This window comes from Pedobacter sp. AJM, from assembly GCF_002197755.1.
GTDB lineage: Bacteria > Bacteroidota > Bacteroidia > Sphingobacteriales > Sphingobacteriaceae > Pedobacter.
The window spans coordinates 122,239-147,069 of the sequence record NZ_NHOT01000004.1 but is presented as its reverse complement, the minus strand read 5'-3'; the positions used below and the strand labels follow the sequence as shown (position 1 = coordinate 147,069).

At 39.2% G+C, this 24,831-nt stretch carries 26 protein-coding genes; 12 read left to right on the top strand and 14 right to left on the bottom strand.

Annotated features, from left to right (window positions below):
- Window positions 1-4: 4 nt before the first annotated feature.
- The 6 genes from CBW18_RS11605 (at window position 5) to CBW18_RS11580 (ending at window position 4,680) form a co-directional block, all read left to right on the top strand.
- Window positions 5-301 carry a Dabb family protein gene (locus CBW18_RS11605; protein WP_088301499.1) on the top strand — a complete coding sequence of 99 codons (297 nt, stop codon included), beginning with the start codon at window positions 5-7 and terminating at the stop codon, window positions 299-301.
- A 147-nt stretch (window positions 302-448) separates the two neighbouring features.
- Window positions 449-769: a hypothetical protein gene (locus CBW18_RS11600; RefSeq protein ID WP_088301498.1), complete on the top strand. Its 321-nt coding sequence runs from the start codon at window positions 449-451 to the stop codon at window positions 767-769.
- A gap of 90 nt (window positions 770-859) precedes the next feature.
- Window positions 860-1,057 carry a hypothetical protein gene (locus tag CBW18_RS11595; protein WP_088301497.1) on the top strand — a complete coding sequence of 66 codons (198 nt, stop codon included), beginning with the start codon at window positions 860-862 and terminating at the stop codon, window positions 1,055-1,057.
- 74 nt (window positions 1,058-1,131) lie between these two features.
- Window positions 1,132-2,292, top strand: coding sequence for a DUF3095 family protein (locus CBW18_RS11590; RefSeq protein ID WP_088301496.1), 1,161 nt, complete (start codon window positions 1,132-1,134; stop codon window positions 2,290-2,292).
- A 27-nt stretch (window positions 2,293-2,319) separates the two neighbouring features.
- The gene (locus CBW18_RS11585; protein WP_253249018.1) at window positions 2,320-3,744 is read left to right on the top strand and encodes an NAD-dependent succinate-semialdehyde dehydrogenase; all 1,425 of its coding nucleotides are present in this window, start codon (window positions 2,320-2,322) and stop codon (window positions 3,742-3,744) included.
- Window positions 3,745-3,750: 6 nt separating this feature from the next.
- Entirely contained in the window at window positions 3,751-4,680 is a 930-nt protein-coding gene (locus CBW18_RS11580) for an NADP-dependent oxidoreductase (RefSeq protein ID WP_088301495.1), read from the top strand.
- Window positions 4,681-4,711: 31 nt separating this feature from the next.
- On the opposite strand, the gene CBW18_RS11575 is transcribed toward CBW18_RS11580, so the two are convergent.
- The 5 genes from CBW18_RS11575 to CBW18_RS11555 form a co-directional block, all read right to left on the bottom strand.
- Window positions 4,712-5,635, bottom strand: coding sequence for a cation diffusion facilitator family transporter (locus CBW18_RS11575; RefSeq protein ID WP_088301494.1), 924 nt, complete (start codon window positions 5,633-5,635; stop codon window positions 4,712-4,714).
- A gap of 117 nt (window positions 5,636-5,752) precedes the next feature.
- Window positions 5,753-6,742 (bottom strand): L-glyceraldehyde 3-phosphate reductase, encoded by a 990-nt coding sequence (gene mgrA, locus CBW18_RS11570; RefSeq protein ID WP_088301493.1) that lies wholly within the window; start codon window positions 6,740-6,742, stop codon window positions 5,753-5,755.
- A gap of 49 nt (window positions 6,743-6,791) precedes the next feature.
- Window positions 6,792-7,454, bottom strand: coding sequence for an HAD family phosphatase (locus CBW18_RS11565; RefSeq protein ID WP_088301562.1), 663 nt, complete (start codon window positions 7,452-7,454; stop codon window positions 6,792-6,794).
- Window positions 7,455-7,512: 58 nt separating this feature from the next.
- A complete protein-coding gene (locus tag CBW18_RS11560; RefSeq protein WP_140418669.1) occupies window positions 7,513-8,178 on the bottom strand; it encodes a phosphatase PAP2 family protein in 666 nt (221 codons plus the stop codon).
- Window positions 8,179-8,623: 445 nt separating this feature from the next.
- Window positions 8,624-8,947 (bottom strand): hypothetical protein, encoded by a 324-nt coding sequence (locus CBW18_RS11555; RefSeq protein ID WP_140418668.1) that lies wholly within the window; start codon window positions 8,945-8,947, stop codon window positions 8,624-8,626.
- Window positions 8,948-9,196: 249 nt separating this feature from the next.
- Between CBW18_RS11555 and CBW18_RS11550 the strand changes: the two genes are divergently transcribed.
- The gene (locus CBW18_RS11550; protein WP_088301490.1) at window positions 9,197-9,934 is read left to right on the top strand and encodes a dienelactone hydrolase family protein; all 738 of its coding nucleotides are present in this window, start codon (window positions 9,197-9,199) and stop codon (window positions 9,932-9,934) included.
- A 339-nt stretch (window positions 9,935-10,273) separates the two neighbouring features.
- Here CBW18_RS11550 and CBW18_RS11545 read toward each other — a convergent pair whose 3' ends face one another.
- On the bottom strand, window positions 10,274-11,134 hold the full coding sequence (locus CBW18_RS11545) for an AraC family transcriptional regulator (RefSeq protein WP_088301489.1): 861 nt from the start codon (window positions 11,132-11,134) through the stop codon (window positions 10,274-10,276).
- Between the two features lie 206 nt (window positions 11,135-11,340).
- Here CBW18_RS11545 and hxlB point away from each other — a divergent pair, with 206 nt between their 5' ends.
- Both hxlB and hxlA read left to right on the top strand, forming a co-directional pair.
- Window positions 11,341-11,940, top strand: coding sequence for a 6-phospho-3-hexuloisomerase (gene hxlB / locus CBW18_RS11540; RefSeq protein WP_088301488.1), 600 nt, complete (start codon window positions 11,341-11,343; stop codon window positions 11,938-11,940).
- Between the two features lie 28 nt (window positions 11,941-11,968).
- On the top strand, window positions 11,969-12,604 hold the full coding sequence (gene hxlA, locus CBW18_RS11535) for a 3-hexulose-6-phosphate synthase (RefSeq protein WP_088301487.1): 636 nt from the start codon (window positions 11,969-11,971) through the stop codon (window positions 12,602-12,604).
- A gap of 73 nt (window positions 12,605-12,677) precedes the next feature.
- On the opposite strand, the gene CBW18_RS11530 is transcribed toward hxlA, so the two are convergent.
- The 6 genes from CBW18_RS11530 to CBW18_RS11505 all read right to left on the bottom strand — a co-directional run bounded on the left by CBW18_RS11530 (window position 12,678) and on the right by CBW18_RS11505 (window position 20,132).
- Window positions 12,678-13,763, bottom strand: a complete 1,086-nt coding sequence (locus CBW18_RS11530) for an acyl-CoA desaturase (protein WP_088301486.1) — start codon at window positions 13,761-13,763, stop codon at window positions 12,678-12,680.
- Between the two features lie 310 nt (window positions 13,764-14,073).
- Window positions 14,074-15,057 carry a Gfo/Idh/MocA family protein gene (locus CBW18_RS11525; protein WP_088301485.1) on the bottom strand — a complete coding sequence of 328 codons (984 nt, stop codon included), beginning with the start codon at window positions 15,055-15,057 and terminating at the stop codon, window positions 14,074-14,076.
- 101 nt (window positions 15,058-15,158) lie between these two features.
- A complete protein-coding gene (locus tag CBW18_RS11520) occupies window positions 15,159-16,055 on the bottom strand; it encodes an AraC family transcriptional regulator (RefSeq protein WP_088301484.1) in 897 nt (298 codons plus the stop codon).
- 72 nt (window positions 16,056-16,127) lie between these two features.
- The gene (locus CBW18_RS11515) at window positions 16,128-17,132 is read right to left on the bottom strand and encodes an aldo/keto reductase (RefSeq protein ID WP_088301483.1); all 1,005 of its coding nucleotides are present in this window, start codon (window positions 17,130-17,132) and stop codon (window positions 16,128-16,130) included.
- A gap of 146 nt (window positions 17,133-17,278) precedes the next feature.
- On the bottom strand, window positions 17,279-19,714 hold the full coding sequence (locus CBW18_RS11510; RefSeq protein ID WP_088301482.1) for an outer membrane beta-barrel family protein: 2,436 nt from the start codon (window positions 19,712-19,714) through the stop codon (window positions 17,279-17,281).
- A 40-nt stretch (window positions 19,715-19,754) separates the two neighbouring features.
- Complete coding sequence (locus CBW18_RS11505; RefSeq protein ID WP_088301481.1) at window positions 19,755-20,132, bottom strand: hypothetical protein; 378 nt, start codon at window positions 20,130-20,132, stop codon at window positions 19,755-19,757.
- A 133-nt stretch (window positions 20,133-20,265) separates the two neighbouring features.
- Here CBW18_RS11505 and CBW18_RS11500 point away from each other — a divergent pair, with 133 nt between their 5' ends.
- Together CBW18_RS11500 and CBW18_RS11495 are read left to right on the top strand one after the other, a co-directional pair.
- Window positions 20,266-21,648, top strand: a complete 1,383-nt coding sequence (locus tag CBW18_RS11500) for a sensor histidine kinase KdpD (protein WP_088301480.1) — start codon at window positions 20,266-20,268, stop codon at window positions 21,646-21,648.
- The gene (locus CBW18_RS11495) at window positions 21,645-22,334 is read left to right on the top strand and encodes a response regulator transcription factor (protein ID WP_088301479.1); all 690 of its coding nucleotides are present in this window, start codon (window positions 21,645-21,647) and stop codon (window positions 22,332-22,334) included. The genes CBW18_RS11500 and CBW18_RS11495 overlap by 4 nt, the downstream gene beginning before the upstream one ends.
- On the opposite strand, the gene CBW18_RS11490 is transcribed toward CBW18_RS11495, so the two are convergent.
- Together CBW18_RS11490 and CBW18_RS21870 are read right to left on the bottom strand one after the other, a co-directional pair.
- Window positions 22,316-23,050 carry a DUF429 domain-containing protein gene (locus CBW18_RS11490; protein WP_088301478.1) on the bottom strand — a complete coding sequence of 245 codons (735 nt, stop codon included), beginning with the start codon at window positions 23,048-23,050 and terminating at the stop codon, window positions 22,316-22,318. The two genes, CBW18_RS11495 and CBW18_RS11490, sit on opposite strands and share 19 nt — an antisense overlap.
- 59 nt (window positions 23,051-23,109) lie before the next feature.
- Window positions 23,110-23,313, bottom strand: coding sequence for a LytTR family DNA-binding domain-containing protein (locus CBW18_RS21870; RefSeq protein WP_088301477.1), 204 nt, complete (start codon window positions 23,311-23,313; stop codon window positions 23,110-23,112).
- 317 nt (window positions 23,314-23,630) lie between these two features.
- Between CBW18_RS21870 and CBW18_RS11480 the strand changes: the two genes are divergently transcribed.
- Window positions 23,631-24,770 carry an AraC family transcriptional regulator gene (locus CBW18_RS11480; protein ID WP_088301476.1) on the top strand — a complete coding sequence of 380 codons (1,140 nt, stop codon included), beginning with the start codon at window positions 23,631-23,633 and terminating at the stop codon, window positions 24,768-24,770.
- Window positions 24,771-24,831: the final 61 nt, after the last annotated feature.

Here is a 24,831-nt window from a genome sequence, read left to right as displayed (position 1 = left end):
ATAAATGATTGCACACCATGTTTTATTTTGGCTTAAAGCCGATATGACCGAAACGGAGAAAGCCGCTTTCCGTAAGAGTTTAGAAACCCTTGAACAAATTGAAGAAGTAAAAACTTTTCATTTGGGTACGCCGGCACCTATTGAACGTGCCGTAGTAGATAGCAGTTATACATTTAGTTTACTGCTGCTCTTTGAAGATCTGGCCGGCCATGATGTTTATCAGGTCCATCCGCTGCACAAAGCCTTTCTGGATGAATTTAAAGTTTATTTTGAAAAGGTGATCATTTACGATGCTAACTAAATCATATTAGAATTAAATGCCGGCACGATCCGGCATTTTTTATGAACAGGGATGAGTGGAATTTGACCTTAAATTTATGACATTTTATTTGGAATTATTCTAAATAGTGTGATATTTGCTTGCAATCATAATTTAATTTGAAAATTGATGTGTAAAACAACTATCCTCGCTCATAATGAAAATATCACGATTGCTCAATGCAATAATTGTAAGGTGCTTAATATCTGGCGTGCGGGTGTACTGATGAATTTTTCATTTGAACAGTTTAATGCCTTTTGCACGGCTACCAAAAAATTATGCTTCGATGATTATCTCGAAAGTCGCTCCGATGGCAAAGAAGTCGTCATTCTGTCAACACCTTTTCCTGATATCAGCCTGGTGTTTACCCGGGAAGAATGGCAGGAATTTTTTATTAAAATTGATGAAGCCTTGTATATGAAAAGGATTTATGAATTGGTATATTATTAAATCATTTTGCCAGAAAACGCACTGCTGGTATATTTTTTTCAGTTGAAATCCGGATGCATTTACTTTCCGTAAGTTAAAAAAAACGCGATCATGGAAAAATATGCTACACAAATTAAAAGGGCATCTGTCAGCAGGCATCAGCTGGAAAAGATAAAGGTAGGTGATTTTGTAGCGGATGAGTTCGGCAAATCAGGAAAGGTTTGTGAAATTGAAAAAATCCACTATAGTTACGAATTGCATTACTATTTTCATTTAGGCAAATCCGGAACCATCCTGGTGATCATTTAAATCATAAACATTTTTGGTTTAATTGCGCTACAAACATCTGCTTTAGCTATATTGTAGCATCATTATCAGTTTTTATGCCTTCAAAACAGGATCATTTCTATTCCAATCTGGTCATTAATAAGTTAAATTTAAGCAGGTTACTGCTGAGGAGAAAGTTGTTTAAGGATATTCCCGAGGATTGGTGTGTGATCATAACGGATATAAAAAGCTCTACACAAGCCGTAAATTCCGGTTTGCATGAAGAGGTGAACCTTGTGGCAACCGGCAGCATTGTAACCGTACTCAACATCGCATATAAAGCCGGTATTTTAATTCCATTCTTTTTTGGTGGTGACGGCGCTACCTTCATTGTGCCATCCAGTATTATAGAAAAGTGCATGAAAGCCTTATTAAAGTACCGTGCCAGTACAATGGATAATTTCAGACTGGAGTTAAGGGTGGGTATGATCAGGGTTAAGGAAATTTACCATCAGGGCCATTCGCTTAAAATCAGCAGGCTGAACAGTGGTGAAACATTTTCCATTCCGATTATCTTAGGTGATGGACTGGAGTATGCCGAGAAAATGATCAAAGGTGATGATTATTTGTTTTCAGATCACGACAGTAGCGATGAAGAAATTGATTTAACGGGTATGCAGTGCCGCTGGGACAAAATCCTTCCCCCGGAACATAGTGATGAAGTGGTCACACTGATTGCCGTTGCACGTGACATGAATAAACAAGCTGAAGTGTTTAGTAAGGTTATTCATCGCCTGGATCAGATTTACGGTTCTCCCGAAAAGCGCAAACCCATATCTATTCCCAAACTGGTATTCAAAACCTCTTTCAATAATCTGGGGAGGGAAATGCGGCATCGTTTAGGTAAAATAAAATGGCTGGAACTGGTTAAAAACTGGTTCGTAAATATGTATGCCTTTGTGTATTTCAGAACGGACAGCGGAAAAAAATACCTGCAGCAACTGGTTGAAATGTCTGATACACTGGTAATAGACGGCCGGATCAATACTGTAATTACCGGGACAGAAAAACAGCGTTTGGCCTTGCAGAAGGCCCTTCAGCATTTAGAAGATACCGGAGAAATATCTTTTGGTATCTATGTCAGCGGCGAATCTGTCATGTCTTGTTATGTGCGTGATTTTGAAGATGAGCATATTCATTTTGTGGATGGGGCAGACGGTGGTTATACCAAAGCCGCCGGAATCTTAAAGCAGAAATTAAGGGAAAAACAGGTTTAAGAATCCCTGTTCTGTAATTTAAGATTCATGAAATCAAATTACAGCACACAAAATTCAGAGATGAAGTGTTCATTTACCATGAGTATTTCATCCATCAACCCCGTTAATGGGCAGGTCATAAAAACATATCAGGAAGATACTCCTGAAATCATCAATAAAAAAATTGAACAGGTTCATGAATCCTGGACTGCTTATCGGCAGACGGATTTTGAATACAGGGCAAATTTTTTGCTTAAAATAGCCGGCCTGTTAAAAGAACGGCAGGATGAACTCGCCACGCTGATGGCTTTGGAAATGGGTAAACCATTAAAGGCTGGTTTGGCTGAAGTGCTTAAGTGTGCATCAGTTTGTGAATACTATGCAACAAATGGTGCCAGCTTTCTGGCCGATCGGCACGTTGAAACCAGTGCCAGTAAAAGCTTCATTAGTTTTCAACCTATTGGAATCGTTTTGGCTGTCATGCCCTGGAATTTTCCTTTCTGGCAGGTTTTCAGGTTTCTGTCTCCGGCCTTGATGGCCGGCAATTGTGGCGTTTTAAAGCATGCTTCAAGTGTAACGGGCTGCGCGTTAGCCATTGAAAAACTGGTGGAAGATGCCGGCTTTCATACCCATGTATTTAAAACTTTAATATGTGGAAGTAAAGCTGTTTCAGGGGTGATTGCCCATCCGCTGGTTAAGGCCGTTACCTTAACCGGAAGTACAGAAGCTGGTCAAAAGGTGGCAGAACAGGCTGGAAGCTTAATCAAAAAAACAGTTCTGGAACTTGGCGGAAGCGATCCTTACCTCATTCTGGCTGATGCCGATTTAAAAGAAGCCGCAAAAGTTTGTGCCGAGGCCCGTTTAATTAATAATGGCCAAAGCTGTATTGCGGCTAAGCGCTTTATTGTGGTAAAGGAAGTGGAAACTGAATTTATAGCACATTTAAAAGCAGCTATGGCGGCTAAAAAAACTGGTGATCCCCTTCATGAAACAACTGAACTTGGTCCGATGGCAAAAGTGTCGCTCCGGGATGAGCTGCATGAGCAGGTGTTAAAAACCATTGCCCAGGGGGCAACTTGTATCCTGGGTGGTGAAATTCCTGCATCTAAAGGTGATCACGCCTTCTATCAACCTACCATTTTAACCGGTGTAAAAAAAGGAATGCTGGCTTATGATGAGGAAATCTTCGGTCCCGTTGCGGCAATAATTTCTGCGGAAGATGTGGCCGATGCCGTTCGCATTGCCAATGATACACCCTTTGGCTTAGGGGCTGCTGTTTTTACATCGGATCTTGTGTTGGCTGAAGATATTGCTAAAAACCAGCTACAGGCGGGATCTTGTTTTGTAAATGAAGGTGTAAAATCAGACCCTGCATTGCCTTTCGGAGGGATCAATCAATCCGGGTATGGCCGCGAACTGGGCCTGTTCGGAATTCATGAATTTGTAAATGTTAAAACCGTATATATTAAATAATTGCCTATGAAAGCGATCAGAATCCACGAATTCGGTGGTCCGGATGTATTGTCAATTGATGAAATTCCGGTACCACAGCCGGAAAAAGATGAAGTGTTAATCAGGGTACACGCCACCAGTGTAAATCCTGTCGACTGGAAAATAAGAGAAGGATACCGTAAGGAAAAATTTCCTTCAAAACTACCTTTAACCCTGGGTTGGGATGTTTCAGGTGTAATTGAAGCTCTTGGAGACAAAGTGGGCCATTTCAGAAAGGGAGATGAGGTTTATGGCCGGCCGGATCCAACAAAAAATGGGGCTTATGCCGAATATATTGTGGTAAAAGCAAATCTGCTGAGTATTAAGCCGATCAGTATTGGCCATACCGAAGCGGCAGCTGTTCCTCTGGCAGGTTTAACGGCCTGGCAGGGTTTATTTGACCACGGACTTTTAAAAGAAGGACAAAAGGTTTTGATTCATGCAGCTGCTGGAGGCGTTGGAACTTATGCCGTGCAGTTTGCGAAGAATAAAGGTGCTTATGTAATTGGAACAGCTTCTGATCAGAACATCGATTTTCTGAAAAGGCTGGGTGCAGATGAAGTGATCGACTATAACATGGAAAGCTTTGAAAATATCCTTCATGATATAGATTTGGTATTGGATACCATCGGTGGTGATACACAACTTAAATCTATTGATGTCTTAAAGCCTGGTGGCCGGCTCATAACTACACTAGCCCCCGAATTTGTAAATGAAGCAAAAGCAAAGAATATTCATTTGAGCAGTTATATGGCCCAATCCATTCCGAAACAACTGGAAGAAATTGCGCAATTAATTGATGCCGGTAAGGTTAAGCCTGTTATTGACCAGGTACTGCCATTTACGGAGGCACGAAAAGCACACCTCAGCAATGAACAGGGGCATACCCGCGGTAAAATCGTACTGCAGGTGATTTAATGTTGAACAGGCCGCATTTATAAATTGCCGATTAAGCAATTTCTTCAGTGGTGATGTTTACCGATTGAGGCTGAATAATGACGAATTTAACAAGTTCATATTCAGCCTTAATTCTTTCCCTTATTCTATCTATTGCCCCGGTTAAATCTTCAGTATCCAGTTCAGGCCTGAAAGTTAAAACCAATACCAGTAAAACTTCTTTTGGAGACTGATAAGTAGACAAAATACTTTTTACTGCCATAACATCAGGATCACTTTCTGTTAAATCTTTTAGTTTTTGCTGAGTTTCCGGACTTAATCCTTCACCCATTAATAAACTTCTGTTTTCCCTGGCTAAAATAAAGGAGACAAAGATCAGTAGAAGGCCAACTAAAACAGATGCCAGGCCATCTAAAAAAGGCATGTTGAGGTGATGGCTTAATACCATCATCACAAAAACAATCAACAGTCCCAATACAGCTGCACCATCTTCAAAAAGTACCAGAAATCCGGAAGGATCTTTACTTTTGATGATAGCTTTCCACCAGGGCAAACCTTTACGGGTTTGGTTAAATTCTTTAATGGCAACGAGGAGTGAGGCACCCTCAAATACAAATGATAGGGCCAGGACAGCATAATTCCAGCCGGGATTCACAAGCGTTTCCGGATAGCGGATATGGGTAATGCCCTGCGAAACTGATAATACACCTCCCAGGCCAAAAATCATGATGGAGACGATAAAGGACCAGAAATAAAGTTCTTTTCCGTAGCCAAAGGGCCGGTACTGATCTGCTGGTTTTATACTGCGCTTTAAACCGTAGAGCAGCAGCAGCTGATTGCTGGTATCAACCGTGGAGTGAATGCCTTCCGCAATCATAGAAGAACTATTGGTAAATGCGCCTGCAATAAATTTGGTAACGGCAATTAATAAGTTGGCTGCAAGTGCACTGTATATCGATTTATTGGCTTTGGCCATAGTCAGAATTTGTAAATGATATACCTTTAACCAAATCCGCCGTTTTTAGTTTGCTCAGGCAATAATAAACACCAGGATCATCATAAACTGACATGAACCTGGTTTATTTTTGAAATCTTAAGCCAGCAGTTGATCAATAAGATTAAGCTCTTCAGCACTGAAACGCGTAAAGTCTAAAGCCGGGAGTGCATCTGTAATCTGTTCAGGCTTGCTGGCGCCGATTAAAACAGTGGTAATCCGCTGGTCTTTTAAAATCCACGAAAGTGCCATTTGCGATAATTTTTGTCCGCGTGAGCGGGCAACTTCATTCAGCTGGCTGATCACTTCAATTTTTTCTGGCGTGATCTGACTTTCTTTTAAAAATATACCACTGGTCGCCACCCTTGAGTCTGCAGGGATTCCATGCAGGTATTTATCCGTGAGTAAACCCTGTGCCAGGGGAGAAAATGGAATGCAACCTACACCGTTTTCTTCCAGCACATCCAGTAAACCACCTTCTACCCACCGTTCAAACATCGAATATTTTGGCTGATGGATTAAGCAGGGCGTACCATTTTCTTTCAGTATTTTGATGGCTTTCTCTGCTTCATGTGCCTTGTAATTGGAAATCCCTACATATAATGCTTTTCCCTGCTGCACCATTAAGCTCAGGGTATCCATCGTTTCTTCAAGTGGTGTCTCCGGATCAGGTCGATGGTGGTAAAAGATATCTACATAATCCAGTTTCATGCGTTTCAAACTTTGATCCAGGCTGGAAACCAGATACTTTTTTGAGCCCCAATCGCCGTAAGGACCATCCCACATGGTGTAACCAGCCTTGCTCGAGATGATCATTTCATCGCGGTAACCCTGAAAGTTTTCCTGCAGTATTTTTCCGAAAACTTCTTCGGCAGAGCCAGGGGGCGGACCATAATTGTTGGCAAGGTCGAAATGGGTGATGCCATGATTGAAAGCTGTAAAGATCAGGTTCCGGCTGTTTTCAAAATCGTTAACATGGCCGAAATTATGCCAGAGCCCAAGTGATATGGCCGGTAATTTTAAACCGCTATGGCCACAGCGGTTATATTTCATTTTGTTATACCGGTCGGGAGAGATGCTATGGTTCATGTAATAGAGTGGTTGATGTATTTAAGTATGGATTGATAAACCACCGGGATTAAAATAACTGATTTAATGCAGGATCATGATAATCCTCAATAAATGCAATGATATTCTGGTAGGCCGAAAACTCTTCTGCACCATGCATGGTGGTTAAGGCGATGCACTTCATTCCTGCATGTTGTGCCGCTTCAACACCTTTCGGAGCATCCTCAAAAACAATACAGTTTTCGGGCAGAATGCCCAGTATGTTTGCGCCCTTGCTAAAGGTTTCAGGATCTGGTTTGCTGTTTTTTACATCTTCTGCACTTACGATGGCATCAAAGTAAGTGCGAACATTTAAGTTATCCAGTACGAAATTGATGTTAAATGGAATAGCTGCCGAACCAATCGCCATGGCAATGCCCGATTGTTTTGCACGATCCAGAAAAGCATTTAAGCCGGGAATTAAGGTCAGGTGTTCTTTATATGCCGCCTGATAACGGCGCTCTTTTTCAATGGAGATCTGGTCTATCTGTTCCTGAGAAAAATGTCCGACTCCAAAAACCCGTTCCAGTAGGTCCTGGTTTTTTCCGTACATCTGTTTTTTTACGGCTGCAAAACTAATGTTTGCACCTAAATCATTGGTCAGAATATCGTGCCAGGCATGGTTATGATAGGCCATGTCGTCAATCATTGTCCCATTTAAATCAAATAGAAATGCTTTAGGTTTTGTATCCATCATAAACACAAAAATATCAGATTTTTTTACAATAGGTTATCTTCTTTATCTGTTTTTCTTAAACCTTCTCCACAGGTTTATTCCGGAAATAGAAATAACATAAAGGGAATAAGCAGATGATTCCCAGTAAAAAGCCGCCGATGGTATCAGTGAACCAATGTGCACCAAGATAAATTCTGGAAGGTGCAATCATCAGTACCAGAAACGCAGAAATACCTGTAATGAAGTTTCTGGTAACTTGAGGGATTTGCTTTAATGTTCGCATTAAAATAATCAGAAATCCAAAAAATAGTACATAAGAAAGTACATGGCCACTGGGATAACTCTGAAACCGGTTCACTTCAACCAGCCTGACATAAAAAGTTGTTGGACGTGGGCGGTTAACTAAATTTTTCACCCCGAGAATAATCAGGCCGGAAAATAACACCATGGCAATGTAAAAGGCCTCACGCCTGAACTTCTGCCAGTAAAATATCCCGGCAACCAGCAGTACAGAGAGCAGGGAATAGGGAAGTTCGCCGAAGAAACTAATGGCCAGCATCAGCTGATCCATCCAGCCCGACTGCAATTTTTGAATAAGTAAAGAAACTTTAATATCAAAAGGAAGAATGGGATGCTCCGCAATAAATACGCTTAATGTTGAAAACATCAGGATCAGGAGAACGAGTATGGATAAAAGAATGGTAGGTTTAAACCTCATTTGCTGCTGTTGTTGAATTTTCAAAACTATCAAATTATCACATAGGTCTGTAATTTTTCATCAATAATTTATTGTACCATTTTCTTTAAATGGATACACCCGAGTAATGAGGAGGATTAATCCTGTCATTATTGCTTTATATCCTGCAATAAGGTGTGTTCATATAATATGTATGAGAATCATCATTGGATTTTTAATCTTTACAGTTCAAAGCGCAAATTTTTCATTATATCATTTCGTCTTTTCTTTTAGCTAATGCATCAGGCATCAGTGCTAATCAAATTTATATATTAAGTTCGCTCTGCCGAATAGTTCTTCCTTTTCAATGGGAAGGTACTATTCGGCTATTTTAGCAGGAAAAGAAAATTTATAAATAAGTGATAGTCTGGTTGATAATTATCTTATAAATAATGCCGCGTTAAACAGAAGTACAGATAAATAGGCATGCTGCCCTCTGATTTTAGGCAGATTATTTGATGACAATTTGTTTAGGATCTGTTACTACAATTTGTGGTTTACCTTTAAATTCGCTAACGATGCCGGTAATGCAAACATTATTCCCTAAATACATGCTGGCTGGTTCGGAGGTAAATTTACTTTCGTCGGCTTTGTTAATCACCACCGTAATGAATTCTTTTGGAAAGGCACCACCAAGATTAATCAGGGTTAATTTATCCAGTGTTTTGGTGGTATAAACAGAATCGCAAATGGTAACGGTTTTTCCGATATACTGGCCCACATCTTTAGCCAGAATTAAAGTCTGACTTTTTGCAAAATAAAATAAGAACATCATTGCCGTTAAAAGCATGTACTTTTCATAGGATGTGATTTACAAAACCAATCGGGATGATTAGGGTTGAGCAGCCACAAATATAGTCAACAGGGTTTGCAAAAAACGAGTTTACTTTGTAACGCTTCAGATATAATGTTGCCTTAAACTAAAATGATATAAATCAGTGATGTAGCATTATTTATGTAAACAATTCATACATTCATTTGTATCTTTTAAAAATCTATTCAAACCCATATCAAATAATAACAGATGAACAAATTATTTCTAAGCATTTTTCTGCTATCTGCCGGAATCGCAAATGCACAATTAAAAACAGTTGAATATGCTGATGGCAGTCAGAAACTCCATGGAATGGTTACCGCCAATACCGGTAAAAAATTGCCTGGTGTATTAATCCTCCCTGCCTGGAAAGGAATAGACGAAGAAGCAAAAACAGCAGCTTTGGAATTACAGCAGCAAGGTTATATGGCCTTTATAGCCGATATTTATGGCGAAGGTAATATACCTAAAGACAATGCCGCTGCCGCACAACTTTCCGGCAAGTATAAGCAGGATTATCAGGCGTATCAGAAACGTATTTCCCTGGCGCTGGAAGAATTAAAAAAAGCCGGTGCACAGGCAGATAAACTGGCCGTAATCGGGTATTGCTTTGGTGGAGCAGGTGCGCTGGAAACTGCCCGCGCTGGTTTCCCGGTATTGGGAGTGGTATCCATTCATGGAAGTTTGGGCAAAGCAGCCGATCGAAAAAATGGGGCTTTAACTGCAAAAATGTTAATTGAAAACCCGGCTGATGACCAAAGTGTAACGCCAGAAAATATGAGTAATTTGATAAAAGAAATGAATGATGGCAAAGCCGATTGGCAGATAATTACCTATGCCAATAGCAAACATACCTTTACCGATCCGAAATCTGCAGATTATAATACAGTTATGGCTAAAAGGGCATGGAACCATACCCTGATGTTTTTAGGTGAATTACTTAAATAAATACTCCTTTGCTGTTTATGTCTTTGAAATGTCATCAGAAAGTTTTAGCTTGGATTTCCTAAACTTTTAAACCTATGGATGACAGAACCAATTTAATCATGGGAGTATTTTTGATACTCAGCTCACTGGGCGTATTTATTGAGATTTTCAGAGCAAAAAAAGCCGATAGGCGTTATTGAAAAAATAAAAAACGGCTGAATCATAAACTGAAATGTCATCCTGAGCCTGTCGAAGGACTTGTAAAATCTATTTAAAGGTTTTTCGACAAGCTCAACATGAAAATCTTAATTATTCATGATGAAGCCCTCTTTTTATGCAGCTGTATTTTAAAGATTGATCTTATATCAAGGTATTAAATTTCGATTCAATGTGTGCCCTTGCTTTTTTCTGAAATTCATCAGGTGTTTCACCAGTCTGCTTTTTAAAGAAACGACTAAAATAAGGGCGGTCGGAAAAACCTAAATCATAGGCTATTTCCTTGATGGTTACTTCACTATGGATCATTCTTCTTTTGGCTTCCAGAATAATCCTGTCGTGAATGATTTGGGTACCGGTTTTATCTAACTTGTCTTTCAAAATCTGGTTTAACCGCTTGGAGCTGATGCCCAGTTTTCCGGCATAAAAATCTATATTGGTAACCGTTAAGAAATTACTTTCCAGCAGCATTAAAAACTCATAAACCCTTTTCTGATGAACGTCATGGCTGGTAAATTCATGCTCTTTTACACTGATCAGTTTAAGCAGGAAAACTTTAAGTAAAGCTTTAAGCATCATGAAATGATTTCCTTCACGGTTATATTCTTCTTCCATAATTTGATAGATGGCACCCAATTCCTTTGAAGATGCAGCATCTAACCTTAAACAGGAAAACTCCCCCTGAACATTAAAAATTCTGAAAAGATCCAATAGAAAATCTTTGTCTTCTTCTTCCAGCATGGATCTTTTAAATGAAATCAGTTCACCATTTTTTCCGGCCTTGTTCAATTGGTGTACCCTGTAAGGTGGAATCAGGTAAATCCAATCGCCTTTAATGTTAAAGGTGGTATCAGACATGCTGTGCAGCGGATCTTCATTTTTTAACCAGACCACTTCGAAAAAATCTTTCCGGCCCGGATCGTTCAGGTAACTGGGTGGACAATTATTCAGGTTTCGGATATACAGCAATGATTTTTCGAGCGGAGTTGGTGCAGCAACATTCATGTGTGCAAAGATAAGTGCTTACGATTTATGGCCTTGGATAATCGACGCATAAAGGTGGACTATTCGGAAACACAGTCTTTTTTATGTGAAAAGCATGACTATTCAAGCCTGATCTTAGCTGATTGTCCTACATTATGTGCCAATTGTATAACAGGCTGGCGCAGCACTTCGTCTACCTTTGATGCATTGAACAGGATCAAAGAGACATGCAAAACGAAACAGAAGAATTAGCAGACAATCAGCAACTGGTTTGGGATCTACAAATGAATTTAGAACTGGTATTGAATGAAAATTTAAAGCTGGTTAAAGATATAGACCTGGAAAGCCTGGTTCCGCTGATCGGTTATATCCAGCAATCGCCGCGTATTTTTATAGTGTCAGCCGGAAGGTCAGGGTTTGCCATGCGCGCAGCTGCTATGCGACTAATGCATTTAGGCTTGCAGGTGTATATAGTAGGTGATACCACTACCCCAGCGATTAATCAGGAAGATCTGCTCATTGCAGCTTCCGGATCAGGCACCACAAGCGGCATTGTCAGGGCAGCAGAGAAAGCTGTTTCGATAGGGGCAAAGCTGGTTACTTTAACTGCAGATCCGAATGCCGCACTTGCTAAACTGGCTGATCATGTCGTTTATATTCCTGCTGCAGGAAAGGAAGAACATGGCAGCACGAAGTCAGCTCAATATGCAGGCAGTTTATTTGAACAGTTTTTAATGCTTTTAATGGATGCAGTATTCCAGTCTTTATGGAAACTCGACGGTACGCCGGCAGCAGCATTATATCAAAGGCATGCCAATCTCGAATAACAATTAAATTATATAAATACAAAACATCATGGCAAAATTACAAGTAGCAATAGATTTGTTAACAACTGAAGAGGCGTTGGCTTTGGCCGCAAAAGTGGCTCCTTATGTAGATATTATTGAGTTAGGTACACCATTAATCAAAAATGTGGGATCATCGGTTATTACCGCAATGAAAAACGCACATCCTGATAAATTGGTTTTTGCAGATTTAAAAACGGCTGATGCAGGAGAACTGGAAGCAGATATCGCATTTAAAGCAGGCGCGGATTTGGTTACTGTAATGGGGGCTGCCGGAAACGCGACCATTATCGGTGCCGTTAAAGCGGCTAAAGCGCATGGTAAAGGCGTAGTGGTTGATACCATTGGTTATCCTGACCGTGTGAAAAGGGCACAGGAAGTGACAGAACTGGGCGTTAAATTCGTAGAGTTACATGCTGGCTTAGATGAGCAATGGACAGCTGGTTATTCTATTCAGGTGTTGATTGATGAGGCTGCCAGAGTGGGTGTGCCGGTATCAATTGCTGGAGGTGTAAATATCGATAATGTGGCGGCGGTTGTTAAATCGGGTGTAGAAGTTGTTGTAGCTGGTGCAGCCATTTATGGTGCTGAAGACCCTGCCGCTGCAGCGAAAGCTTTGCGTGAAGCTATGGAAGCAGCAGTTTAACCTTCCCTTATTTAGAAAAAAGTGGAGCCTTTGTAAGATGGTTCCACTTTTTTATTTCCACTATCCCATAAAATTATACCACAGCGGGCCGGCCTAATTTCTTTAAAAGACGGAAATGTGAGCGCATTGCTGAAGAAAAAGTATGGTTCTCATGATAAGGAATACCATATTCTAATGCCGTTTGTTTCACAATCACCGCGATCCGGCCATAATGCACATGACAGATTTTAGGGAAAAGATGGTGTTCAATCTGCCTGTTTAATCCACCAAGAAAAAATGCAGCCATTGGAGATTGGGTGGCAAAGTTTGCCGTGGTCCGCATTTGGTGTTCTGCCCAGGCTTCTTCCATATCACCGTTTGCATTCGGTTGCGGAAAGGCCGTTCCTTCCACTACATGTGCCAGCTGAAACACCAGTCCCATGGTAATGCCTTGCGCCAGATGCAATAAAACAAAACCCATCAACACCTGCCACCAGTGCAGATTCATAACCAGTATTGGCACAATTATGAAAAGCGCATAGTATAAGAATTTGAAGAAAAACAGGTTAAAGTATTCTATCCTGGGATGAATGTTCTGCCTTGCACCAATGTTTTTTTGAAAAAATTTCTTGTAATCTTTCCGCAATACCCATGAAAGAGATGCCAATCCATAGAGTGGAAAGGCATACCATTGCTGATAACGCTGATGTGGTTCCAGCTTATCCTCATGGCTGATTCGAATCAGTCCTGGTGCAATTTCAATATCTTCATCATGTCCCGGAATATTGGTATAGGTATGGTGAACAATATTATGGGTGATGTTCCAGACATACGGACTGGCACCAACCAGATGAAATAGCAGGCTTAATATTTTATTGGTTTGTTTACTGGCTGAAAATGAACCATGAATGGCATCATGACAAATATTAAAACCGATAAATGCACAAATTACACCAAGTGCTAAGGTGAATAAGGTGAGCATTATTCCGTTTAGATGGGCAAAAACGATGGTGAGGTAAAGAATGGTAAATAAGCTCAGAAAAACAAATGTTTTAAACCACATGAGTCCATTGGCATGTATACTTAAATTTTTGGAAGCAAAATCGAGATTTACTCTCTGCCTTAATGTTGCATAAAAATGGGCGCCTGTTGCCGCCGGGAACTTTGTTTTTGTCTTCATGTCTCTTCTTAATCCACCCGCTGTACAGGGTCGATATTTCCGAGTTCATCAAGCTATTTAACTGCAAATCATTTAAGCAGTCATGGTATGAACGTAATATGTGATGATAAGTTTTATAATATGATTTTATTTTATCAAATAATCCGTTTGCCCGTCATTTTTAAAATGAGAAAGCCCCATATTTCTATGAGGCTGAATTATTTTGCTTTAAAGACATCCATCGTGTAAAGCATAAACCAAACAAACTACATAATAGACAACTCAGAATTAAAATTGTTTTTAACTTTTTAAAAAAAAAATAAAAAAACTTTTATTCATGTTTTTGATGCGTAAATTCGTCCAGTAATTTCATGGTTTTAAGTGCTTCTTCGCCGCTGCAAGGGTTTTCTGCTTCATTCAGGAAATAGGCCACCACCTTTTCAATCATGGGTTGCTCCACATGCTTCAGTGGGAGAAAATCCAATTTTTCATCATCGCCATTTATGGTTACCTTAATTTGATGGCCAAACATAGGGAAACTAATTTTCCCCCTGGTCCCAAAAATCACACAACTATCCGCTTGTTGTGCTTCAGCTACCGTAAAGCACCAGGTGCCGTTAAATACCACACCGTTTTCAAATAAAATATGCCCGGTAACCAGATCATCCACCTGTTGATTGCCAGATTGATTGACAGCAATCCCGTGATAGCTTTTTATACTTCCGAAGTAATACAACATTAAATCCAGCTGATGCGGAGCCAGATCATGAAAAAGTCCACCACCTGATATTTCCGGATTTGTTCTCCAATTTGATTCTACAGTGGCAATGAGATCATTTTTTTGTGGTTGCAGCATTTTTAAATCAACGAAGCGGATGTCGCCAATTATCTTTTCCTCAATCAAAGATTTTATTTTCAGGAATAAGGGTTGGGCCCTCCGGTAATGCGCGACAGAAAGTTTAACATTATATTGATGCGCAGCGGAAACCATTCTTTTTGCCGCTTCACTGTTTAAGGCCATTGGTTTTTCTACATACACCGGTTTTCCTGCAGCGAGGGCTTTGATGGTCAATTCTTCATGCTGCAGGGGAGGAGTGGCAATATAAACGGCATTTACTTCCGGGTCATGAATTAACTCGTTCACGTCGCTATACCATTTCGGTACTTGATGCCGCCTGGCATAATCTTCAGCTTTAGCCGCGTCTCTCCGCATGACCGCTACCAGCGAAGAATTGGGTGCTTTGTTGAAAGCCGGTCCGCTTTTTACCTCTGTTACATCTCCACAACCAATAATTCCCCCTTTAATCTCCGTCATATACCCTCAATTTAATTTGGCGGGTAAGTTAAGGATAGTGATTTAAGATGGAAAGACTGATGTAGATTTTATTTTAGAGAAATAGTAAGCTTTTTGTTGTTTTAACTTAATGTATTTCTAAAAGCAAGCGGAGAAAGATTTGTTTTCTTCTTAAATAAGGTGCTGAAAGATTGTGCGTGCTCAAAACCGAGCGCGTAAGCAATTTCATTAACAGACAAGGTTGTTGTAGAAAGTTTTTCTTTCGCTTTCGCAATTAATTTTTCATGAATATGTTGCTGCGTATTTTGCCCGGTATGAACCCGCAATAAATCGCTCAAATAATTAGGCGATAAATTCAGCTTGTCGGCCAGGTAGTGTACTGTAAGCAAGCCCAAGCTTGCCGTATGGTTGGCATTAAAATACTCATCAATAACCTGTTCAAATTTAATCAGTAATTGATGGTTATTGTTTTTTCGGGTGATAAACTGTCTTTCGTAGAAGCGGTTGGAATAATTCAGCAGCAATTCAATTTGCGATAAAATAATTTCCTGCGTATGCCTGTCAATATGCAGGCACTCTTTATTGATTTTGTTCAGGATAGTAATCAGGTCATCTTCCTCTTCTGCGGAAAGGTGTAATGCTTCATTCACAGCATAAGAAAAAAAGCCATAATTATTAATTGCATTCGCCAGGTCGTGTTTCAGTAGAAAATCCGGATGAAAGATGAGTAGGTAGCCAGAACCACATTCCATGTTTTGCAAATCAAGAGACTGCACCTGATTGGGTGCGGTAAAGCTCAGTACGCCTTTATCATAATCGTAATGCTGCTGGCCGTATTTGATTTTCCCTGTAGCCTCACGTTTCAGTGCAACGCAATAAAAGCGGTTCACAAATCCTTTCCATACCTCATCTGCTATAAAAATGCTTTCTGCCAGATTGATCACACTTACTAAAGGATGATGTGGCTCAGGGAGAGATAATAAGCGATGAAATGCTGATATGGATGAAATAGTGTTCATGATGATGCTAATTTATAGATAATAAAATTGAAAAAGCACAACTCCGGTTTATTCTGAAGTTGTGCCTGTAGGTTAGTCGATTAGCCCCATGCTAAATTCATCATAGGCAATGCCTGTATCGGTACCCAGCGGAATGATGCTTTCCAGTTTTGAGACATCACTTTCGCTAAGCTGAATAGCTGCCGCTGCAATATTTTGTGCTAAATATTTTCTCCTTTTAGTACCCGGAATAGGGATAATCCCTTTATTCATCATCCACGCCAGTCCGAGTTGTGTTGCCGTAATATTTTTATCTGCGGCCATGGCTTCAATGGCATCAACCAGTTCGATATTTTTGTGAAAATATGCTTCCTGAAAACGTGGAATCGATCTTCTGAAATCATTGGCAGGTAAATCATTAATGGTACGAATCTGACCGGATAGAAATCCCCGCCCGAGCGGTGAATAGGCTACAAAACTGATTCCGAGTTCTTCCAGTGTTTGCAAAATCCCTCTTTTTTCTACAGTGCGTTCAAACAGGGAGTATTCACTTTGTACTGCGGCAATTGGATGTACGGTGTGTGCCCTTTTAATGGTTTCCGAAGAAACTTCTGACAAACCAATATGGCCAATTTTCCCTTCTTTTACCAATTCACTCATGGCTTCAACTGTTTCTTCGATAGGGGTATTTTTATCTAAACGATGCAGGTAGTATAAGTCGATATAATCGGTTTTAAGGTTTTTAAGCGACCGCTCTAATGCTTTTTTTACATATTTCTTCTGACCATTAATTGCCCATGTCACTTTATCATTATCATCTATTTCCCATCCAAACTTAGTGGCAATGATGTAATCATTTCGATGCCCTTCTATGGCTCTTGCAATGAGCTGTTCATTTTTTAACGGGCCATATAAATCTGCAGTATCCAGAAAGTTAACGCCTAATTCTTTTGATTGATGTATGGTAGCAATAGCCTCCTTTTCATCTGCCTTGCCATACATGTCAGCTTCTTCAAATCCTGTCATTCCCATACAGCCTAATCCCATTACGGGAACAATCAGGCCTTGATTTCCTAGGTTTATTTTTTTGATTTCCATAGTTACTTATTTTATGGTTCAAAGTTCGGGAAGATGGAACGCGCAGCTGTATGCAAAACCCTGAAAGTTGTGTGCAAATCAATGAAAGTGATTGCAGTGGAGATGAATTTGATGATGCTTATTTAAAAAGGAAAAATTTAAATCACCTAGTTTTTAATTCTTTCCTGTTCGCTGTTTGTACTATTATTATCATGCTTACGCTGACCGGAAATTGATTTGCCAAAGCGATAACTTAAAGTAAGTATTGCTGTTCTGGTATCTAATACATTGCGGTAGTTTGCCTGTGTTTGAAGAAGATTATTAATGGTTCCGCTATTTACATAAGAATGAAAGACATCATTCATTACCAGTTTTACACTTGTACTTGCTGATATTTTTTTAGAGATGGCTGCATTTACTCTTTTTTGATCACCGGCTACAAACTGTGCATTGGTTACCTTACTTTGGTAATAACCATCAATCTGAAAAATCCAATCGCCTTTTATTTTAAACTGAAACTGTGGTTTAATATAATAAAAGGTACCTTTTGTATCAATATAGCCGGTATAGAATGAACCTGTGGTGTGAATATTTGAAACCTGTCCATACAGATTAACATTAAACCAGGGCAGGAGGTCGAAATTGCCATTAACAGAAAGAGATTTGAACACAGATTGCCCAATATTGCCTGGCCGACTGTAATAGATTCCATCCAGAATTTCAATGGTTTCATTTACCTGGTCTAAGGTTTTACTGTAACTTAGGGTAGTAGTCAGTTTGCTTTTATACGTATGAGAAAGTTCCAGGCTATTTGAATAGGATGGATTTAAAAAAGGATTGCCTGTATAATAGGTGAATTTATCAATTGGAGAAATAAAAGGATTTAAGTCCTGGTAGTAAGGCCGGTCAATTCTTCTCCCATAATTCATTCCAATGAGGTTGTTACCCATGGTATCCAATTTATATTGTAGGTATAAAGTTGGAAATAGCCCGGTATAATTTCTATTGAAAGTGGAGTCGCTTTTTTGAATATTACCCAGTTGATGACCTTTGGAAAATGTACTTTCCATTCTTAACCCGGCTTGTACCGTTAACCGTTTAAATTCTTTATTGGCGCTGATATAAACAGCGTTAATATTTTCCCGGTAATTGAAGTGATTTGTTTTGCTATAATCAGGTATTTTCACACCCGTAACGGTATAAAAATAGTTTGCCTCGTTATCTGTTAAGGTAATATTTGATTTTGCTCCTACAGAAAGTTTAATGCCATTTTTAAAAGGATGGCTATAATCTGCCTTAGCCGCATAAATTTTAATATTCGTTGGTAAATCGCCAGTTAATAATTCATGATTTGTCAGCATTCCATCTCTTAAATAACTATTATTCAGGAACGATTGCTGACTTCCCATATCATAGTTGAGATAATCTACATCTATGGTTAATTCGCGGCCTGATTGATTATACTGATGGCGGTAATTCAGGTTTATATTGTTGTTTTTAAAAGATTCATCCTGATGGTTGTTGGCCACAATGGTTGAATCCAATTGATTTGCTTCATTTAAGAACCTGCTGTTCACCATCGATTTTTGATTAGCAGGGTGTGATATTGCAGTCCAGCCGATACCGATCGTGGTCTTGTCAGATACATAATAGTCCAGGCCCAGCCTTGAAGTAAAACTGTTTCCGGTATAACGTGTAAAAGAATTCTGCAAAAAATTAGCCGTTGTTTCGCCCATCGCATTTTGAAAATGCCGGTTAATATCCAGATCGCTGTAGCTATTGGTTGTAATGTAACTCAGATTTTCTGAAATATTAATTTTATTATTCCTGTAATTCACATTTAAGCTATTATTGGTTCTGGCATAATTCCCCTGGATATACCCTAAATTTATGCCCCCGTTAATGCCAATAATTTTAGTTTTCTTGGTGCGTATATTAATCACACCACCATTACCGGCTGCATCATATCTGGAAGAGGGATTTGTCATCAGTTCTATCTGATTTAAAGAAGCAGAAGGCAATGACCTGAGGTAATTCTCAAGGTCCTGACCCGAAAGATAGGTCGGTTTGTCATCAATGAAGATTGTTGTTGCCTTACCTTTGAGTGTAATACTACCATTTTGGCCAATTATAACCCCTGGCGATTTTTCCAATACTTCAAGTGCAGTGCCACCGCTTGCAGTAAGCATGGCATCAACATTAACAACGGTTTTATCAATCTTTTGCTCAACCAAAGGTTTGCTTGCCGTAATCTTTACTTCGTTTAATGCTAAAACAGATGGTTGTAATACGATATTTGCTGCTTTTGTTGTGCTATCCACATTAAAATTCCTATAAACACTTTCGTATCCGATTGAAGTAGCCACAACCTTATACATGCCTCTTTTTATAGTATTAAAAGCATAATTCCCATTGATATCCGTTACGGCCGATAAAATAAGGGAAGTATCTGCAACACTCGTCATTGATACATTGGCGCCGTTTATAGGCAGATTCATCTGATTTAATACCTTGCCACTAACAGAAAGTTCATTTTGGGCATATGTTGAAACTGTAATTAACATCAGTAAAACGATCAGCGTGTTTGCCGTTCTCGATTTCATATCAGGAGCATTTAAGTGAAATAGATAGGTTAATTCTTAATTATGATTTCGTTAAGGTTTGCTGGATATCCTGTCCTAACTGTCTGATCAATTTATAAAGCGACCCTGTGGCCTTTTCTTTATCCAGTTTAATCGTTAACTGATCCTTTTCTAATTTAATGGAATACGTATCCTTTAATTTCCAAATTGTTTCATCCGCTTCATTTTCTCCCGACTGTGCCAGGGCTTTAATAATTAAAGTCTTAACAGCTTCTGCTTTAACCGGATTAAAGCTGGCATTTAAACGATACTCATTATCACTGTTGTTGATGCTAATAGATGTGGATTGAGTAGAAGTTTTAGACTGATTTGGTTTTTGCTGACCGAAGGCTGCCCCGGTAATGAATAGCGCTATGGCTATCAAAAAGATTTTTTTCATATGATGTTGTTTTAATATCTGGAACAAATCTGAAATAAAACAACCTGTATAATGGTTAATGATGAGTTAACGAAGTGTTAATGGTATTAAATAATCACTTTAATTATGAGGATAAAACTATTTTTGTTAAACAATGGAAAAGAAATTTACAATCAGGATGCTGATGATACTATCATTATTAATCATTGGCACGTTGTCATCAATACAATATTACCTGATCCATAATACTTATGAGCTTACGAAGGAGAAATATTATACAGAAGTAAAGAAAAAGACCACTCAGCTAATGAATGCTGCTGTGGTTGATTCACTTGAGGATAAATTACAGGAGAATTTAAAACAGGTTATCATACATGCATATGAGCAAGATAAACTAAACAAAAAGGTTGTTTTTCAATCATTGAAAGACAGTAATCATGTATGGTATCAACAACTAAACGGCTACATCTATCAAAATCTTCAACATCGTAAAGATCTGAGAAACATTCAATATAAGTCGCAGTATGAAGAGATCATCATCGAAAAGGGCGGTGTTCTGGATACCTTACTTTCCTCAACGGATGTACCGGTTATGCTTTTCGGAAATAAATTTAATGATGCCAATACCTTATTGTTAAACCATAATGAAACAGTTAGTGTGGTTAACAAAAACATGCGCGAGAAGCAAATAAACTATAGTCAAAATTTAAAACTGATTGTCAGAACCTCAAATTACATTAATGTGTCAGACTGGAAAAAAGCCGTTTTTAGCCGGATGCTAGGCACCTTTACTTTGGGGGCAACCTTAATTATTGCTGTCATTTCACTTTTGTATATGGTGTTTAGTGCGATGATCAGGCAAAAGAAAATTGCCGATATCAAAACTGATTTTGCCAATAATATTACGCATGAACTTAAAACGCCGCTCAGTTCTGTGAGTTTGATTTTAAAAAGCATGGGCCGCGATGATGTAAAAGCAAATAAGGTATTGCAGGATGATCTGTTACAATCTTTAAACCGGCAATACCTGAAAATTCAGCACATTGTAGACAGTGTGCTGGAAGGAGCCATGTTATCTGAAATCCCTGTTCAGCTTGAACCATTAGACATGCATACCTTTTTGGAAAATTATGTGCATGACCTCAGGTTAAAATCTCATCAACTGGCTGTTGATATTGATCCGGCGTCATGCCTCCTTCATAGCAGTCCGCTTTTTATAGAGAAAATTCTCAATGTGCTGGTGGAGAATGCTCAAAAATATAGTGCCCCACAAACTGTTATCAAGCTTGAATCCGCTATCAATGGTAAATATTATACCATTGCCGTAACAGATGAGGGCCCGGGCATTACAGCGGACCACCAGGCGTATATATTTGATAAATTTTATCGGGTTCCGGAAGAAAACCGGCATTCGGTTAAAGGCTTAGGATTAGGTTTGTTTTTAGCCAGGCAGGCTGCAGACCGGATACAGGCCAAACTCGAATTAAAAAGTAAAGCGGGCAAGGGGAGTTCATTTTTAATTCATTTACCCATATGAATGCGCACATTTTGATTGTTGAAGACGATATTGACCTTGGCCACCTACTGAAGCAGTATCTGAATTTAAATCATTTCCAGGCCGATCAGGTATTTAACGGCATTGAAGCAAGGGCCGCATTGCGCGAAAAACATTATGATATTCTGATCATTGATGTCATGATGCCAGGGGAGGATGGATTTCAGCTGGTGGAAAAAATCAGTAAGAACTACCCTGATCTGCCCTTTCTGTTTGTAACTGCCAGGAAAATGAAGGAAGATATTGTGAGGGGCCTGGAGTTGGGCGCTGACGATTATATTTTAAAACCCTTTGATGCCGATGAACTTATTCTAAGAATCAGAAATATATTAAAGAGAACAAACAAATTACCAAAAGATACGGATACCATGATTCAACTGGGAGTTTACCAGTTCGATTTGCCGAATATGCGTTTAACCTCCGCTTTTTCTGAAACGTTGCTTACTGAAAAAGAAAGCCAGTTGCTGCATTATCTGAGTAAACATCAAAACGAATTGATTAAGAGGAATGATATCCTGAACTATTTATGGAAGGAATCTGATTTCTTCAACGGGCGCAGTATGGATGTGTTCATCAGCAGGCTACGTAAATATCTGGCTGATGATCCAAACATCCAGATTGAAAGTGTACGCGGTATTGGTTTCAGGTTTTACATTAAAACCCCATAATGAATCGCCATTTTTATGCCACAGGCATCTTTAAATGGTTTTTCAGGAAAGGTATGCAGTTGTCCTGACTTTTCATTTTGCTGAATCACGGATTGCATGGCTGATAAGCACAAAGCATCCAGGATGTCATCCGGGGCAAGGGCTTTTTTTGTAAACAGCTGAATGGCCGATTGATAAAGGTTCTCTGTGCGGGAGTCCCATTGCTGCAGGATAGCCAGCCTTTCCGCTATGCCTGCTGTGGTTTTCTTGCCGGCCCTTAAAGGTTTACCCTGATTCAGCAACTGAAAGGAAACTTCCGGGTGTGCTTCTTTAAAACGTACTCTCGCTGCATGATTGCCAGTCAGCAAGTCATCCACTTCTTTCATCTTCGGCATAATGAACCAGCTTTGCTTTGATAGTCCCTTGCCTAAAATATTTTTATTGATTTCATTCGCTTCACTGTAGCTTTCTGCTGCAAATGCTTCGCGACAGGGCACCGGAAACAGACTGGATTTTCTTTCTTTTGGTAAGATTGCTCTGGCTTCCTGCTCACAGGTACGGTGTGGGTTTTTCGCACTGGGCAAACCTAATGGCATGTCGATCAGAAAATCACCATACTTTCCAAAGTATGACCACACTTCGGTAATGTTACTAAAGCACTTTATGGTTTCTTCAGCATAGCTGGCTGCCGCCCAACCAAATTTGCATCCATCTACACCCACGGCATGATTACTCATATTGAAATTATGATTTCTATTAATATTTAATTGACAATGTTAGCCATTCCCTTTAAAACTTAAAACAATCGTTTTGCATAGAATTTCTTAAGCACATCATCAAATTCCTTTTTATAGCTTCGTCCAACCGGTATTTTAAATCCGGATAATAAAATTGCATCATTATTGACGGCGATTATCCAACTGGTATTAATGAGGAATGAACGGTGAATTCTTAAAAATCCTTTATGGCGCAAACGGGTGGAGAGTTCATTGATCGTCATCTTTGGAACAGCAATCAACTATTCATTAAAATATTTTTTTAAATATATTTTGAAAGGAGGTGATATGAAAGAAAAATTTTAAAATATTAAAATTGAAAACAATGAGGTAATTGCCAGTATACAATTTGATTATTCCTTTTGAAAGGCAAACGAAATGACCAACTGCTAAACCAGCTCATTAGCCTGTAAAATCAAGTGCTTTTAAATAGGGTATACTGAATGGTTTTAACTTTGAAATAGGAAAAAACAGCATACCAAAGGGAATTCTACATGTTGTCATTTTCTTTTATATTTACGGATATTTTAGCAGTTAGCGCATGTGGCATCTCATAGGGATCATTATTTCTTTTTTTCTTTCCATCCTTCTTTTTACCAAAAGGGGCAAATCTACAGCAGATTTGGTGCTGGCCTGTTGGTTATTTCTCATTTCATTTCACCTGCTCACTTATTACTTGCTTGCTACAGGAAAGTTTCTTGAATTTCCATATTTATTAGGTCTTGAAATTGCGGTTCCATTTGTTCACGGTCCTTTTTTATATCTGTATACTGTATTATTAACCGGAAAAAAAATCGCTACACTACCGGGTGTTTTTCATTTTATTCCAACTGTTTTAATCTATGGGATTTTATCACCATTTTTTCTGCTGCCTGTCTCAGAAAAAATTCTGGTTTATGAAAACAATGGTGCCGGTTATACCACTATACTCAAAATCATCCATTTTGCAGTTATACCTTCAGGGGTGGTATATATCGTGCTTTCCTTATTTTTATTAAAAGAACATCGACAAACCATTTCCAATCAGCTGTCGGATATAGAAAAAATCAATTTAAACTGGTTGAATAAACTAATGGTTGGCATGGGCGTAATCTGGTTGTCTGTTCTTTTTGGCAACGACATCACTACTTTTACCTGTGTTGATCTTTTTATTCTGTATATTGGCTATTTTGGTATAAAACAAGCGGGCATCTTTAACGATCAAATTGAGATTCATTCCCCGTACAATGAAGCGATCATATTTCCGGTTAAATATCAGAAATCTGCAATAGGGGAAGGGCACTTATCAGAGATACACTTGGAGCTTTTAACACTCATGGATCAAAAAAAACTTTTTAAAGATCCGGCACTATCTTTAAGCGAGCTGGCCAGGCAGTTGAACGTTCATTCCAATAGCTTATCTCAGGTCATCAATAGATTAGAGCATAAAAATTTTTATGATTATGTCAACGCGTTAAGGATTGATGAATTTAAAACAATTGTCGCTTTTCCTGAAAACCAAAAGTTCACCTTGCTGTCGCTGGCTTATGAGGTGGGCTTTAATTCTAAAACATCCTTTAACAGGAATTTCAAAAAAATAACGGGATTATCACCCACAACCTATTTAAAACAACATAAAATTGAACTTCAGGCACAGTTTGATCAGCAAATGAGTGCCACCTTACAAAGTGGAACCATTTAAAGGCCACTATCATGCATTTTTGTGCATCATACCGGGCAGATGATGGATGGCCCGTTTGGTT